Genomic DNA, 15,545 nt, shown 5'->3' on the forward strand with positions numbered 1-15,545 from the left:
AGAGCGCTTATGAATCACATCCTGTACGGATCGAACGCGGGCCTAGCGGCGCGCAACAGCGGCTGTCGCGCCTTTTTTTGCAGCGCGCTTTTCGGCGCTGGTGTCGCGCGCCCCCCAGCGTTGCGCGAGCGCGGCGCAGACCATCAGCTGGATCTGATGGAACAGCATCAGCGGCAAAACGACGGCGCCGACCGCGTGCGTCGCGAAAATGACCTTGGCCATTGGCACGCCGGACGCGAGACTTTTCTTCGAGCCGCAGAAGATGATCGTGATCTGGTCGGCGCGACTGAAGCCCAGACGCTTGCTGACCATCATCGTCACGAGGAGTGCGAGCGCCAGCAGCACTGCGCACACGACCAGCAGCCCGCCCAGCGCGGCGAGCGGAATCTGACGCCACAGCCCTTCGTTGACGGCCTCGCTGAACGCGGCATACACGACCAGCAGAATCGAGCCCTGGTCGACGAATTTCAGCACGGCGCGGTTGCGCTCGATCCATCCGCCGATCATCGGCCGCAGCAACTGCCCGGCGACGAACGGCACGAGCAGCTGCAGCACGATATTCCATACCGTATGCCAAGGCGAACCACCGCTCGCCGCCTGGTTCGTCACGATCATGCTGACGAGGGCAGGTGTGATGAAGATGCCGAGCAGGCTGGAGGCCGACGCGCTGCATACGGCCGCGGGCACGTTGCCCTTCGCAATCGACGTGAACGCGATCGAAGACTGAACCGTCGACGGCAGCGTGCAGAGGAAGAGGATGCCGGCGTAGAGCGCAGGCGTGACGAGCGGCGAAAGAAGCGGTTTGAGTACGAGCCCGAGTACCGGAAACAGCGCGAACGTGCTTAGTAGCACGACGATGTGCAGCCGCCAGTGCGTCGCGCCGGCGACGATCGCCTCGCGCGACAGCTTCGCGCCGTGCAGGAAGAACAGCAGCCCGACAGCGATGTCCGTGACCCAGTTGAACGCCTTCGCCGCTTCGCCATGAACGGGCAACAGGCTGGCGAGAATCACGGTGCCCATCAGGCAGAGCGTGAAATTGTCGGGAAGGAGTTTCGGACGGGCCATCTTTCAAATCTCGATGCTGACCAGGCGGTTGCCTTGCCGTGGCCGGCCGGCGAACGCCAAAGAACTATTGTCAACGCAAAGCGATTAAAAAAGCAAATTCATTTGCCGAATTGATTAATTACCGAAACGCATTAAATGCGCGTCTTGTGAGAATGATTGCGCGCGCATTCGTGGGATGCGCGGAGGAAGCCGATTTCCGTCTCGGCAAGATTGCCCGCATGCCCCGTTTTTTGGATGCATTGGCGCGCGTCTGTTCAGACGAATTCAGGTGTTCGAACAACCTGTTTTCAGCGCCTTTTCGGAGGGTTCCGCAAGCGATTTGTGGTGAAAAAGCGTCGCAGTAACAATGCGTTACAAGAGTGCCGCAGACCTAACATTTTTTGGCTCGACACCCCTTGGGGGCGCCAATAAATTACTGTTCGAAGGCCGTTGGGACATCGCGCGTGGCAGGTTTTGCCGCGCCGTCGCGCCAGTCCCGGAACAAGCCCAGCCGCAGCTCGAACGGCGGGCTTTCAGGTGGATCGTCGGGCAGGTGAAACATGGTGCATGTAGGGCTGTCGAGGATCAAATGGTGGGGGACGAGCGCGCTGGTCGTTGCGCTGACTTCGCTCGCTTATGCTAAGCCGCCGTTCGCGTCGCACGAAGGGCATGGCTTCTTCGGCGGCGGGGCGGTTCATCGTGTCTCATCGTTTGGCGGTGCCATCCATGGAAACCAGGTGCCGCGCGCAAACGTTTCGCCTGACATGACTCACGGCAGCCGGTATGCAAGAAACGACGCGCAGCGCGTGCGCGTCGACGCAAACAGCCGAACGGACGCGAGCGACGCGTATGCCGGCCACATTGGCGGCAGCGCGAGCCGTGACACCATGCAACGCATGACGCTTCCGTACGACGTCTACCGCAACCGTCCGTCGGCGCAATACGTCGGCACGCAATACGCCGGCGCGATCACGCCCATCAGCACCGATTCCCGTCCCGCGCCGAGGCCACCGGCCAATGCGCAATCGGCGCACGTCGGCTCCATCCGCGACGACGTTGCGCGGTACAACGAAGAACGCGGCGTCACTCGCCAGATTCCCCGTCCTCCCGCCGACTCGCGTATTCCGGCGCCGTCGCCGTATCGCAACTGAGCTTTTCTCCCGCCAGTCCTGTCACGCCTTTCGGCCTTGCTCATAAGGCTGGATCGAATCCCTCATTCTCGCGCGCAGCCGTCCCAAGCCTCCCTTCTCCAGAGCGATTCATCCCCAGCTGATGTGACGTAAGTACGCCACACATTTTTGAAAACGCTCGTCAGCGTTCACAGTTTCGTCATCAAATCTCGTCTTCGTTGCGGCAGCGCGTCATCCGGCGCTTGAATGCGCTTCGCATCGGTTCCGGTGCTATAGAATGCGCGCGCCTTAAGGCGGGCGCGCAGATTTGCGGCACTGCGGAAACAAGGTGCATCGGCAACGAGTATCAAGCCGAAAGTCGACCAAACTATTCAGTCCGATATACCGGCAATAAGTACAGCTATTTTTGTCCGCAAAAATGGTCCGCAAAGATTTGTCGAGCCCAGATTGGCTCGACGATTCAGACGGATAACAGACACCGGACCGGCGAGCGCCCCGCCGCACAGCCGCACCCTTTTGACAAAGACAGGAGAACCCATGAAAACATCCGTCAGCCGTGCGCTGAGAACAACCTTGAAGGCGGGCGCCGTCGGCGCATTGCTGGCCGTCGCGTCGGCTTCGTCGTTCGCGCAGTCGAGCGTGCAGCTTTATGGCCAGGTCGACGAATGGGTCGGCGCAACGAAGTTCCCGGGCAGCCAGACGGCGTGGAACGTGTCGGGCGGCGGTATGTCGACGTCGTACTGGGGCCTCAAGGGTTCGGAAGATCTGGGCAACGGCTACAAGGCGATCTTTACGCTGGAGGACTTCTTCCGCGCGCAGAACGGCAAGTTCGGCCGCTTCGACGGCGACACCTTCTTCGGCCGTAACGCGTATGTCGGCGTCGAGTCGCCGTTCGGCACGGTGACGGCGGGCCGTCTGACGACGCATCTGTTCGTGTCGACGATTCTGTTCAACCCGTTCATCGACTCGTACGTCTTCTCGCCGATGGTCTATCACGTGTTCCTCGGCCTGGGCACGTTCCCGACCTACACGACGGACATGGGCGTGGTCGGCGATTCCGGCTGGAACAACGCGGTCCAGTACTCGACGCCGGATTTCAACGGCCTGTCGGGCAGCGCGATGTACGCGTTCGGCAATACGGCTGGCCAGAACAGCTCGAAGAAGTACAGCGCGCAGTTCCTGTACTTCCACGGTCCGTTCGCGGCGACGGGCGTCTATCAGTACGTCAACTTCAACAGCACGCCGGCCGACCTCGGCTCGCTGGTTGCGGGCCTGAAGAGCCAGTCGGTTGCGCAGCTCGGCCTGTCGTACGACCTGAAGTTCGTGAAGTTCTACGGCCAGTACATGTACACGAAGAACGACCAGGACGTCGGCAGCTGGCACGTGAACACGGCGCAAGGCGGCGTGTCGGTGCCGCTCGGCACGGGTACCGTGATGGCGTCGTACGCATACTCGCGCGACGCGGGCGGCCTCGACCAGATGCACCAGTCGGCGGCGCTCGGCTACGACTACCCGCTGTCCAAGCGCACCGACGTGTACGCGGCGTACCTCTACGACAAATACACGAGCCAGTCGTCGGGCTACACGGCCGGCGTCGGCATCCGCGCGAAGTTCTGATCGGCGCAGATGGCGCCGATCTGCGCATTGCTCGACGACATCGACGGCGACGCCTTCAAGGAGTCTGTCCACAACGCCCTGTCTTCCTCACGGAAGGCGGGGCTTTTTTCTGAGCCGAGACCGCACAGCCGCACATTGTCGACGGCTCCTTGATAAAGTCCCGGGAATCAGCCCGATTCATTCCTGTCCCGAGCGACCGCCATGGATACCCTCGTCAGCATGAAAGTGTTTCGCCACGTCGTCGAGGTCGGCAGCTTTGTCGGCGCGGCGGAGAAAATGGACATGTCCGCAGCGATGGCGAGCAAACACGTGATGCATCTCGAACAGCAGCTCGGCGCGCGCCTCTTGAACCGGACCACGCGCCGCGTCGCGCCGACGGAAGCCGGGCGCGAGTACTACGAGCGGCTGAGTCAGGTGCTGAGCGAACTGGACGAAGCCGAGCAGGCGGTGGGCGCGGCGAGCGTCGTGCCGCAAGGGCGGCTGCGCGTGTCATCGCTGTCGGCGTTCGGCCTGCGTCACGTGATGAGCGCCGTCGCCGACTACGCGACGCAGCATCCGCAAGTCACCGTCGATATCACGCTGTCGGATCGCGTGGTGGAACTGATCGACGAAGGCTTCGACGTCGCGATCCGCGCGTCGCCCACGGGGCTCAAGTCGTCGTCGCTGATCGCGCGGCAGGTGGCGACCGCGCACCTCGTGCTGTGCGCATCGCCGGAATACATCGAGCGGCATGGCGCGCCGAAGCGCGTCGCCGATCTCGCCGCGCACAACTTCATCCAGTACGCGGGCGTGTCCGCACTGGAACTGGTGGCGGGCGCGAACACGGGCAATGCGCGCGTGAAGGTGTCGGGTAATCTGATCGTCAATCATCTGGAAGCGCAGCGTGTCGTCGTGTTGCAGGGCGCGGCGCTCGCGCTGCTCGGCACGGAAGTGATCGGCGACGATCTGGCCGAGGGCCGTCTCGTGCCGCTGCTCGTCGATGAACTGCCGCCGCGAGAGCTGCCGATTCACGTCGTGTACGCGAGCCGCCGGCATTTGTCGGCGAAGGTGCGTTCGTTTGTCGATTTCATCGCCGAGCGCTTTGCCAGCGAGACGCTCTGGCCGACGCTCGATGAGATTCGCGCGCTGGCGGTGCAGTGAGTTCTGGAATCCGGGCACAGCGGCGACGCATCAGCCTCTGCTGAACGCCACTCGGGCGATCGGGTCGTATCGTTATACTGGTTGCAGGCAGTACCCGCGAAGTAGGGACGAACGAACCTGACGATTCGATCCGGGGGAGACATGACCGATCTTTCCACGCCGCAGCGCATCGGCGACGACGCGCCTTCGGAGCAGGCTTCACAATCCTCCGCGCCAGGCGCGCCCGACGCGCAGTCGTCAAGACGTCTGCGCTTCGTCACGGCGGCCGCGCTGTTCGACGGCCACGACGCGTCGATCAACATCATGCGGCGCATCCTCCTGGCGAGCGGCGTCGAAGTGATCCATCTCGGCCACAACCGCTCAGTCGAAGAAGTCGCGACGGCCGCCTTGCAGGAAGACGCGGACGGCGTCGCGGTGTCGAGCTACCAGGGCGGTCACGTCGAATACTTCCGCTACCTGGTTGATTTGCTGCGCGAGCGGGGCGGCGAGCGGATCAAGGTGTTCGGCGGCGGCGGCGGCGTGATCGTCCCCGATGAAATCGCGGAACTGGAGCGCTATGGCGTCGAGCGCATCTACTCGCCGCACGACGGGCAGCGACTCGGGCTGCAAGGCATGATCGACGACATGATCGCGCGCTGCCGCAGTGCCGCGCGATCCGATGCATCGCCGGCGCAACTGACCCGCGACCTTGCGGGCGCGCTTCATCGCGACGCAAGTCACGTCGCCGCATTCCGCAAGCTCGCGCAACTGATCACGGCGCTCGAAACGGGCGATCTCGACGACTCGATTCGCGCGCAGCTCAACCAGCAAGCCGAACAGGCGAATGTCCCGGTGCTCGGCATCACGGGGACGGGCGGCGCGGGCAAGTCGTCGCTGACGGACGAACTGATCCGGCGCTTTCGCCTCGACTATGGCGACTCGCTGACCATCGCCGTGATCGCGATCGATCCGTCGCGCCGCAAGTCCGGCGGCGCACTGCTGGGCGACCGGATTCGCATGAATGCGACGGGCGACTGGGGAAGCGGGGCGCGCGTCTTCATGCGGTCGCTGGCGACGCGCGAGGCGTCGAGCGAGATTTCCGATGCGCTGCCCGACGCGATTGCCGCGTGCAAGCTGGCGGGCTTCGATCTGATCGTGGTCGAGACATCGGGTATCGGTCAGGGCGATGCCGCAATCGTGCCGCACGCCGACAAGTCGCTGTACGTGATGACGCCCGAGTTCGGCGCGGCGAGCCAGCTTGAAAAGATCGATATGCTCGATTTCGCGGATTTCGTCGCGATCAACAAGTTCGACCGCAAGGGCGCCGCCGATGCGCTGCGCGACGTCGCAAAGCAGGTGCAGCGTAACCATCAAAAGTTTGCGTCAAAGGTAGACGAGATGCCTGTGTTCGGTACGATAGCGTCGCGCTTCAACGACGATGGCATGACGGCTGTGTACCAACATATCGCAAGAGCGCTGCGCGAACACGGACTGCGCGAGAGCGACGGCCGGCTGCCCACGATGGAAGGCGTGCGTCACTCGACGGGCCGCAACGCGATCGTGCCGCCGGCGCGCGTGCGGTATCTGTCGGATGTCGCGCTGACGGTGCGCGGTTATCGCGAGCGCGTCGAAGCGCAGTCGCAGCTCGCGCGCGAGCGTTGGCATCTCGAAGAAGCGCGGCGCATGCTCGATGAAGCGGACGGCGGCGCGCAAAATGCCGACGCATTCGATGCGCTGATCGACGCGCGCACGTCGCAGATGGGCGAGCGCGAAAGGGCGCTGCTCGATTCGTGGCCGCGGATCGTGACCGCCTATTCCGGCGACGAACATATCGTGAAGATCCGCGACAAGGAAATCCACACGGCGCTCACCGTCGAAACCTTGTCGGGCTCGAAAGTTCGCAAGGTCGCGCTGCCAGGGTTCAAGGACCCCGGCGAAATCCTGCGCTGGCTGATGCTCGACAATCTGCCCGGCTATTTCCCGTTCACTGCCGGCGTGTTTCCTTTCCGCCGCGAAAACGAAGACCCGACGCGCATGTTCGCCGGCGAAGGCGATCCGTTCCGAACCAATCGGCGCTTCAAGCTGCTGTCAGAAGGGATGCCCGCGAAACGTCTGTCGACGGCGTTCGACTCCGTTACGCTCTACGGCGAAGAGCCGGACGAGCGGCCCGACATCTACGGCAAGGTCGGCAATTCGGGCGTATCCGTCGCGACGCTCGACGACATGCAAGTGCTCTACGACGGCTTCGATCTGTGCGCGCCCGAAACGTCGGTATCGATGACGATCAACGGTCCCGCGCCGACGATACTCGCGATGTTCTTCAACGTCGCGATCGATCAGCAGATCGCGCTCGCGCATGCGAGGGCGCAACAGGAAGGGCGCGAGCCGTCGCAACAGGCACTCGACGATGCGCGCCGCTTTGCAATGGAGAACGTGCGCGGCACGGTTCAGGCCGACATCCTGAAGGAGGATCAAGGCCAGAACACCTGCATCTTCTCGACGGAATTCAGTCTGAAGGTGATGGGCGACATTCAGGCGTACTTCGTCGAGCACGGCGTGCGCAATTTCTATTCGGTGTCGATCTCCGGCTATCACATCGCCGAAGCGGGCGCGAATCCGATCTCGCAGCTCGCGTACACGCTCGCGAACGGCTTCACGTATGTCGAGGCGTATCTCGCGCGCGGCATGGCCATCGACGACTTTGCACCCAACCTGTCGTTCTTCTTCTCGAACGGGATGGACCCGGAATACACGGTGCTTGGCCGTGTCGCGCGGCGCATCTGGGCGGTTGCGATGCGCGACCGCTATGGCGCGAACGAGCGCAGCCAGAAGCTGAAGTATCACGTGCAGACGTCGGGGCGCAGCCTGCACGCGCAGGAAATCGACTTCAACGATATCCGCACGACGTTGCAGGCGCTGATCGCGATCTACGACAACTGCAACTCGCTGCACACGAACGCGTTCGACGAAGCGATCACGACGCCGACGGAAGACTCCGTGCGCCGCGCCGTTGCGATCCAGCTGATCATCAATCGCGAATGGGGACTCGCGAAGAACCAGAATCCGAACCAGGGCAGCTTCATCATCGACGAACTGACGGATCTCGTGGAAGCCGCCGTGCTCGCGGAGTTCGACCGGTTGACGGAGCGCGGCGGCGTGCTGGGTGCAATGGAAACGGGTTATCAGCGCGGACGCATTCAGGACGAGTCGATGCTGTACGAGCATCGCAAGCATGATGGTTCGTATCCGATCGTTGGCGTGAATACGTTCCTCGGCGCGCGTGCGCACGACGCGCCGACGCCGATTGCGCTCGCACGCTCGACGGAAGACGAAAAGCAGGGACAGCTGAAACGGCTGCGCGCGTTCCAGTCACGGCATCAAGACGAAGCGCCCGCGATGCTCGAGCGCCTGAAGCAGGCCGTCATCGACGATGAAAACGTGTTCGCCGTGCTGATGGATGCGGTGCGCGTCTGTTCGCTCGGACAGATCACGCACGCGCTGTTCGAAGTGGGCGGACAGTATCGGCGGAATATGTGATGCGTTGATACGAAGGCCGCGCGTCGGAATGGACGGCCGCCCGACGCGCGGCATCAACAGCCTTAGCGGCCGATGGCGAGGCGCGACTTGGCCGCGTCGTACTCCTGCTTCAACCGCCCGACCAGTTCGGCGACGCTCGGCACGTCGTGCATCAGCCCCACGCCCTGGCCCGCGCCCCAGATGTCCTTCCATGCCTTCGCCTTGTCGCTGCCAAAATTCATCTTCGACTTGTCGGACTCGGGCAATGCATCGGGATCGAGACCCGCGTTCACGATGCTCTCGCGAATGTAGTTGCCGTGCACGCCGGTAAAGAGGTTGGTGTAGACGATGTCGGCGGAATTCGCGTTGATGATCGCTTGCTTGTAGCCTTCGACGGCATGCGCTTCTTTCGTCGCGATGAAGCGCGTGCCCATGTACGCGAGATCGGCGCCCATTGCCTGCGCGGCGAGAATGGAGCCGCCGTTGGCGATCGAGCCCGACAGCACAATCGGCCCGTCGAAAATGCGCCGCACTTCTCCGACGAGCGCAAACGGCGACGTCATCCCCGCATGGCCGCCCGCGCCCGCGGCGACGAGAATCAGCCCGTCGACGCCGGCATCGAGTGCCTTCTGCGCGTGGCGCAGATTGATCACGTCGTGCAGCACGATGCCGCCATAGCTGTGCACGGCATCGACGATCTCCTTCGCGGGCGCGCGCAGGCTCGTGATGAAGATCGGCACCTTGTGCTCGACGCACACGCGAATGTCGTGTTCGAGCCGCGCGTTCGACTGATGGACGATCTGATTGACGGCAATCGGCCCGATGATGGCATCCGGATTGGCCGCCTTGTGCTCGGCGAGCGAGGCCTGAATCTGCGTAAGCCATTCGTCCAGTAGTTCGGCAGGGCGCGCATTGAGCGCGGGAAACGATCCGACGATCCCCGCCTTGCACTGCGCGAGCACGAGCTCGGGATAGCTGACGATGAACATCGGCGAAGCGACGACGGGCAGCGCAAGTTGCTGCAGGACGGCGGGCAATGCCATGGTGCGAGTCTCCTGATCGAGTGCCGACGCCATCGGCGTCCGGCGATATGAGTGTAGCGGCCGCGGCCCGCGCCTTGCGCACGATGTTTGCAGCGCGGACCGTTCACGACGTACGTTTAAGAACGGTCGTTCGATTATATGCGAGTGTCGCACTCGCTGCTCGCACCGAGACGTTCGAAGGAGTGTTCAGGTTCTACGAAAGCGTGGGCTATCCCACTCGCGCGCCCGCACCAGCCTTCTACAATGCCCAGACCCACAACGACAACGAGAACCGACATGCCCTTCAAGGACTTCACACCGTTTCGCGTCAAGGCCGGTGACGTCGATATTCATGGAGTCAAGGGCGGAGCGGGGCCGCCTTTGCTGCTGCTGCACGGTCATCCGCAGAGCCATCTGATCTGGCATCGCTGCGCGTCTGAGCTTGCCGCGCATTTCACCGTGATCGCCACCGATCTGCGCGGCTACGGCGCATCGGCGAAACCACCGAGCGATGCGACGCACGCGCCGTATTCGAAACGCGCGATGGCCGCCGACCAGGTCGCCGTGATGCGTCACTTCGGCTACGAGCGGTTTCTCGTGTGCGCGCATGATCGCGGCGCGCGCGTCGCGCACCGGATGGCTCTCGATTTCCCCGGCGCCGTCGAACGTCTGATGCTGCTCGACATCGCGCCGACGCTCGCGATGTACGAAGCCACCGACCGCACTTTCGCGACGCTTTATTTCCACTGGTTCTTTCTGATTCAGCCGGAGCCGTTGCCCGAAACGTTGATCGAAACAAATCCGGATGTGTACGTCGACCGCGTGATGGGCAGCCGTCACGCGGGCCTCGCGCCGTTCGCGCCGGAAGTGCTTGCCGAATATCGCAATGCGCTGCGCCAACCGGGCGCCGTGCACGCGATGTGCGAGGACTACCGCGCATCCGCGACGATCGATCTCGATCACGACCGCGCCGATATCGAGTGCGGTCACAAGATCGGCTGTCCGTTGCGCGTGCTGTGGGGCGCAGAGGGCGTGATCGAGAAATGCTTCGAGCCGATTGCCGAATGGCGCAAGGTCGCGCGCGACGTCAGCGGCCGTTCGCTGCCTTGCGGCCACTACATTCCCGAAGAGGCGCCCGCCGAACTCGTCGCGGAAATGCTGGCGTTTTTCGAAGCCGTCGAGCTTTGATTCCTGAACGATTAAAGGACGTGCGCCGCTCGCTAATTCAGGTGAGCGGCGGCAAGCGACGCGGCACGGGCGTCGACTTGACAATGGCCGTGCTCGTTTCGGCGCGCTCGGTCACTTTCGACAGAATCTCGTCGAGTTGATCGATCGTGCGCAAGTACAGCCGACAGATAAAGCAATCGTCGCCCGTCACCTTGTCGCATTCGACGAACTCCGGAATGCGGCGAATCACCTCTTCCACCAGATGCAACTGGCCAGGCAACGGCTTCACCCGCACGATTGCCTGCAGCGTGTAGCCCAGCGTGCGCGGATCGATCTGCACCGTGAAGCGCTCGATCACGCCTTGAGCGTCGAGGCGGCGCAAGCGGTCGGCCGTAGCCGGCGCCGACAGGCCGACGTTGCGCGCGAGTTCACTGACGGGCTGACGCGCATCGTCGGCGAGCGCGGCGAGCAGCAGGCGATCGGTATCGTCGAGCGTCGCAGGCGCCGGCATCTGCTTCGAAACAGGAGTAAGGCGCTTCGTCATTTTGGCCTTCGCTTTTTAGGTTGATTCTATTGATTGCCTCATTTTAGAGATGTATCCGCCGCTTCGGATTAACTACACTGCTCGCAAGATGTGATTCTTCTGGAGCGTTTCAAATGGCATCAAACAACGAAGTGCGGCGCGGCGCGGTCGAGATGACGCTTGCGATGCTGATGTCCGGAACGATCGGCTGGCTGGTCGTTTCGTCGCAGCAATCGGCGCTGAACGTCGCGTTCTTCCGATGTCTTTTCGGCGGCGTGACGCTGCTTCTGATCTGTGCTGTGCTCGGGCTGCTCAAGCGCACGCTGTTCTCGTGGAGGATGATCCTGCTGGCGACGCTCAGCAGTGCCGCCATCGTCGTGAACTGGGTGCTGCTGTTCGCCGCCTACTCGCGCGCGTCGATCTCGATGGCGACGACCGTCTATAGCACCCAGCCGTTCATGCTCGTCGCGCTCGGCGCGCTGGTGTTCCGCGAACGCGTGACGGCGTCGACGATCATGTGGCTGCTGGTTGCGTTCGTCGGGCTCGTGTTCGTCGTGAAAGTCGAGCCGGCCGTGCTCGCGATGCCGGGGCAGTATCTGCAAGGCGTCGCTTATGCCGTGGGCGCCGCATTCCTGTACGCGGTCTCGTCGATCATCACAAAGCACTTGAAGAACACGCCGCCGCACCTTATCGCGCTGATCACAGTGACGACGGGCGTGATCGTACTCGCGCCGTTCGTGCAGTATGACGCGCTGCCTTCGACGGGCACGCATTGGCTGCAACTCGTCACGCTCGGCGTCGTCAACACGGGGATCATGTACGTGCTTCTATACGGCGCGATCCAGAAGCTGCCGACGGCGATGACGGGCGCGCTATCGTTCATCTATCCCGTCGTGGCGATCGTCGTCGACCGCGTGGCGTTTGGGCAGAAACTCGCGTGGATTCAGGTGCTTGGCGCAGTGCTGATTCTTCTCGCGGCGGCGGGTGTGAATCTTGGCTGGCGCATCGTGCCGACGCGCCGCTATTCGCTATAACGGCAGTTCATACCGATGCTACGGATTCCGAATAAGCGGGCGATCTGATTCGTCGGACGTCATGATTCTGTAGGGAAATCACCGATGCGTCCGAAAGCTTCGCGCAGGTATCATTTTCTCGACGCTGATCACGTCAAAATAATTGTGCCGCTCGAACTGAAAGCCGAGCGGCTTTCTTTTTGTACGCTCGTTCGCGCCCATCGCCGTTATCTTTCGACGGCGCTCCTATTCTTCAGCCAATCATGCCGCGCGCGCACTGATTTGCGCGCCGTCGAAGCGCAGCGGCCCGTTCTCATCCGCCATACCCTCGATCAATTCGCGCAGCAGCGCTGGCCATGCGCTACGCGGCGTCAGCATCGACGCGGCGGCGCGCATCGCGCTCGCATCGTCGAGCATGCGCAACAAGGCGTCGAACGACAGCGTGCGCGCGTCGAGCAGCTTGAACACGATCAGGACCTTCAGTGCGTTTTTCGCATTGCGCGCGGGATCGGCGCGCAGCCACGCGACCCGCGACAACGCGCGATCAAGCGCAGACCGCACGTTGGAAAACGGCGCGCCGTGGCCCGGTATCACCGTCTTTACGTCGAGCGTGCCGATCAGTTCGAGCACGGCTTGCTGTTCCGCGAAGCCGCTTTCGCCTTCGAGCTCCGGAAAGATCACGCCGAAGCCGTTTTCCCACAGCGCGTCCGCGCTGATCAGTAACTGCTGCTCGGCGCAGTAGAGCATCAGCGAATGCGGATCATGTCCCGGCGCGCCGAGCACTTCCCAGTCGAGCGCGCCGAGCGTGAGTCGCGTGCCCGGCGTCATCGTGCCGGAAAATGTGAAACCTTCACAGAACTGGCCGGTCGCGCGAAATGTCAGGCGCGTCTCGTCCCATTCGCGCACGGCGTCCGCTTCCGTCGATGGAATCAGCGTGCGGCAAGGCCACGTTGCTTGCAGCCGGGCGTTGCCGCCACAGTGATCCGAATGCAGATGCGTGTTGACGATCAGATCGAGCGGCCTTCCATCGAGCGCATGCCGAACGAGCGCCACCGTCTGATCGGCGTGCGACGCGTAGCCGGTGTCGACGAGTGCCGCGCACGCATCGTCGATCAACAGCACGTTGTTCGACGAAAGCCAGCCGCGTTCGAACACGCGTACCGAGCGTGGCAGCGCGATCATGTGCCGGCTTTCCGTTCGACATTCAACGGCGCGTGTGGCTTCGGCATTACGAGTATGGTTGACTTGCCGATCAGCACCGTTTCGCCGCGCTGATTGACGACGTTGCCTTCGAGTTGCGTCAAATCGCCATTGAGGCTCGCCTTCCAGAACGCGCCGACGATGCGCCATGTCATCGTCAGCGTGTCGTCGCTGTGGACGGCCTTCTTCAGCTTCATGTCGAATTCGAGTCCGAGCGGCTGCGCGTACGTCGAGAAATGCGTGGCGAGCAGCGCCATGAAGTGCGCGGTAGGTTGTGTGCCCGACGCGATCAGGCCGCCGAAGCGACTCTGCGCGGCATACGCATCATCGTGATGCAGCGGGTTCAGATCGTTGACGATCGTCGCGAACGATTTGATCGAATCAGCCGACACGCTCAGCGTCGCGCTGAACGTCTCGCCGATCGTGACGACGCGCGGCGGTATGTTCATTCGCTTGCCTCGCGCCGCTGTCGTTGCTTTGCCATCAGATCGGCGTGACGTCGTTCGATCTCATCCCAGACTGCGCGTTTGGCGGCATCGTCGAACGAAGACCAGTTCGCGATTTCGTCGATCGTGCGCAGACAGCCTTCGCACAGGCCGTTCGTCGGGTCCATCCGGCACACGTTGATGCAGGGCGAAGGAACAGGCGCGATGCTTTGCGCCGTGTCGTGAGTGCGAACCGTGTCGGCTGTCATGCCGTCTCGCGCAGCGCCACATCGACGACGGGCGCGCCCGTCAGCGCAGCGAGCTCCTGCGGCGTGAGATTGAACACAGCGTGCGGATGACCGGCGGCGGCCCACAGGCTGTCGAGCGTGAAGAGATCGGCGTCGATCAGCGTGACGGGCTGCGTCGCATGGCCGATGGGGCACACGCCGCCTATCGCATAGCCCGTTTTCTCGCGAACGAACTTCGCATCGGCGCGCGCGATGTCGCCGACCTGCGCAGCGACCTTCTTCTCGTCGACACGATTCGCACCGCTCGCCACGATCAAGACGGGCGCATCGTCTTCGCGGCGACGAAAGAGGATCGACTTGGCGATTTGCGCGATCGAGCAGCCGAGTCCCGCCGCCGCTTCCGCCGACGTCTTGCCCGTTTCCGGCAGCATCACGATCTGGCCGGCGTGGCCGCGTTCGCGCAAGAGCAGCGAGACGCGGCGCGCCGAATCAGGCAGCGAATCAAACGCAGTCGCTTGGGGCGTTTGAACTGTTGCGTTGTCCGTCATGTTTTTGTTCCTTTGATGCGTCACACGCAGGTGGCTTTTTCGCTGCGCGCTTTCGCCAGCAGCGCCTTGCCCGCGCGCGATACGTTCGGCTTGCCGATCGAAGTCGAAATGAAATCGCCGATCTCGACGACTTGCGCGAGATCGATGCCCGTCTCGATGCCGAGTCCGTTCATCAGATACAGCACGTCTTCCGTTGCGACGTTGCCCGTCGCGCCCTTCGCATACGGACAGCCGCCGAGCCCCGCCACCGATGCGTGAAAGATCTCGATGCCTGCCTGCAACGCGGCGTAGATGTTCGCGAGCGCCTGGCCGTAGGTATCGTGGAAGTGGCCCGACAGACGTTCGCGCGGAAACACCTGCGTGACGGCCGCGAATACTTCTCGCGTGCGCTTCGGCGTGCCGACGCCGATCGTATCGGCGATATCGATCTCATCGCAGCCGAGTGCGGCGAAGCGCTCGACCACGTCGACCACGGACGCCACGGGCACTTCACCCTGGTACGGACAGCCGAGCGAGCACGATACGCTGCCGCGCACGCGCAAGCCTTTTTCTTTTGCGGCTTGCGCGACGGGCACGAAGCGTTCGATGCTTTCCGCGATGCTGCAATTGATGTTCTTCTGCGAGAACGCTTCACTGGCAGCGCCGAAGATCACGATCTCGTCGGCGCGCGCGGCGATGGCGCCTTCGAGGCCGCGCATGTTCGGCGTCAGCACTGAGAAGATCGTGCCGGGCCTGCGCTCGATGCCCACCATCACGTCGGCGCCGTCGGCCATTTGCGGCACCCATTTCGGCGAGACGAACGAAGCCGATTCGACATTTCTGAACCCGGCCGCCGACAGCCGATTGATCAATTCGATCTTGACCGCGGTCGGCACGAATTCCTTCTCGTTCTGCAGTCCATCGCGCGGACCGACTTCGACGATCTTTACTGCTTGTGGCACAGCCATGTTTGTCTCCTGTGTCGACCAGAGTT

Annotated in this window: 14 protein-coding genes; 6 read left to right on the top strand and 8 right to left on the bottom strand. The window is 62.9% G+C overall.

The genetic code is table 11. From position 1 onward, the window contains the following. Nucleotides 1–42: 42 nt before the first annotated feature. Nucleotides 43–1,065: a bile acid:sodium symporter family protein gene (locus BMW76_RS03605; RefSeq protein WP_090863005.1), complete on the bottom strand. Its 1,023-nt coding sequence runs from the start codon at nt 1,063–1,065 to the stop codon at nt 43–45. Between the two features lie 743 nt (nt 1,066–1,808). On the opposite strand from BMW76_RS03605, the gene BMW76_RS03610 reads away from it, so the two are divergent. The 4 genes from BMW76_RS03610 to icmF all read left to right on the top strand — a co-directional run bounded on the left by BMW76_RS03610 (nt 1,809) and on the right by icmF (nt 8,447). After that, on the top strand, nt 1,809–2,195 hold the full coding sequence (locus tag BMW76_RS03610) for a hypothetical protein (RefSeq protein WP_322789258.1): 387 nt from the start codon (nt 1,809–1,811) through the stop codon (nt 2,193–2,195). Nucleotides 2,196–2,711: 516 nt separating this feature from the next. Further along, a complete protein-coding gene (locus BMW76_RS03615; RefSeq protein ID WP_090863011.1) occupies nt 2,712–3,791 on the top strand; it encodes a porin in 1,080 nt (359 codons plus the stop codon). A 201-nt stretch (nt 3,792–3,992) separates the two neighbouring features. Then, nucleotides 3,993–4,931, top strand: coding sequence for a LysR family transcriptional regulator (locus BMW76_RS03620; RefSeq protein WP_090863016.1), 939 nt, complete (start codon nt 3,993–3,995; stop codon nt 4,929–4,931). 141 nt (nt 4,932–5,072) lie between these two features. Continuing rightward, entirely contained in the window at nt 5,073–8,447 is a 3,375-nt protein-coding gene (gene icmF / locus BMW76_RS03625) for a fused isobutyryl-CoA mutase/GTPase IcmF (RefSeq protein ID WP_090863019.1), read from the top strand. 62 nt (nt 8,448–8,509) lie between these two features. On the opposite strand, the gene BMW76_RS03630 is transcribed toward icmF, so the two are convergent. Continuing rightward, nucleotides 8,510–9,469 (bottom strand): NAD(P)H-dependent flavin oxidoreductase, encoded by a 960-nt coding sequence (locus BMW76_RS03630; protein ID WP_090863022.1) that lies wholly within the window; start codon nt 9,467–9,469, stop codon nt 8,510–8,512. Between the two features lie 276 nt (nt 9,470–9,745). On the opposite strand from BMW76_RS03630, the gene BMW76_RS03635 reads away from it, so the two are divergent. Continuing rightward, nucleotides 9,746–10,636: an alpha/beta fold hydrolase gene (locus BMW76_RS03635; protein WP_090863025.1), complete on the top strand. Its 891-nt coding sequence runs from the start codon at nt 9,746–9,748 to the stop codon at nt 10,634–10,636. Between the two features lie 37 nt (nt 10,637–10,673). Here BMW76_RS03635 and BMW76_RS03640 read toward each other — a convergent pair whose 3' ends face one another. Beyond that, entirely contained in the window at nt 10,674–11,159 is a 486-nt protein-coding gene (locus BMW76_RS03640) for an Lrp/AsnC family transcriptional regulator (RefSeq protein ID WP_090863028.1), read from the bottom strand. 113 nt (nt 11,160–11,272) lie between these two features. Here BMW76_RS03640 and BMW76_RS03645 point away from each other — a divergent pair, with 113 nt between their 5' ends. After that, nucleotides 11,273–12,172, top strand: a complete 900-nt coding sequence (locus BMW76_RS03645; RefSeq protein ID WP_090863031.1) for a DMT family transporter — start codon at nt 11,273–11,275, stop codon at nt 12,170–12,172. A gap of 240 nt (nt 12,173–12,412) precedes the next feature. On the opposite strand, the gene BMW76_RS03650 is transcribed toward BMW76_RS03645, so the two are convergent. Genes BMW76_RS03650 through BMW76_RS03670 form a run of 5 tightly spaced genes read right to left on the bottom strand, consistent with a single transcriptional unit; the run spans nt 12,413 to nt 15,519 of the window. Further along, nucleotides 12,413–13,333: an MBL fold metallo-hydrolase gene (locus tag BMW76_RS03650; protein WP_090863035.1), complete on the bottom strand. Its 921-nt coding sequence runs from the start codon at nt 13,331–13,333 to the stop codon at nt 12,413–12,415. Continuing rightward, nucleotides 13,330–13,800, bottom strand: coding sequence for a MaoC family dehydratase (locus tag BMW76_RS03655; protein ID WP_090863038.1), 471 nt, complete (start codon nt 13,798–13,800; stop codon nt 13,330–13,332). Before BMW76_RS03655 ends, BMW76_RS03650 begins: the two co-directional genes overlap by 4 nt. Next, the gene (locus BMW76_RS03660) at nt 13,797–14,045 is read right to left on the bottom strand and encodes a DUF1289 domain-containing protein (RefSeq protein WP_090863043.1); all 249 of its coding nucleotides are present in this window, start codon (nt 14,043–14,045) and stop codon (nt 13,797–13,799) included. The genes BMW76_RS03655 and BMW76_RS03660 overlap by 4 nt, the downstream gene beginning before the upstream one ends. Then, a complete protein-coding gene (locus tag BMW76_RS03665; protein WP_090863047.1) occupies nt 14,042–14,572 on the bottom strand; it encodes a YbaK/EbsC family protein in 531 nt (176 codons plus the stop codon). Before BMW76_RS03665 ends, BMW76_RS03660 begins: the two co-directional genes overlap by 4 nt. 20 nt (nt 14,573–14,592) lie before the next feature. After that, nucleotides 14,593–15,519, bottom strand: coding sequence for a hydroxymethylglutaryl-CoA lyase (locus tag BMW76_RS03670; RefSeq protein WP_090863050.1), 927 nt, complete (start codon nt 15,517–15,519; stop codon nt 14,593–14,595). Between the last annotated feature and the right edge of the window lie 26 nt (nt 15,520–15,545).

Source organism: Paraburkholderia diazotrophica, from assembly GCF_900108945.1.
In the GTDB taxonomy this organism is placed as follows: Bacteria; Pseudomonadota; Gammaproteobacteria; order Burkholderiales; family Burkholderiaceae; genus Paraburkholderia; species Paraburkholderia diazotrophica.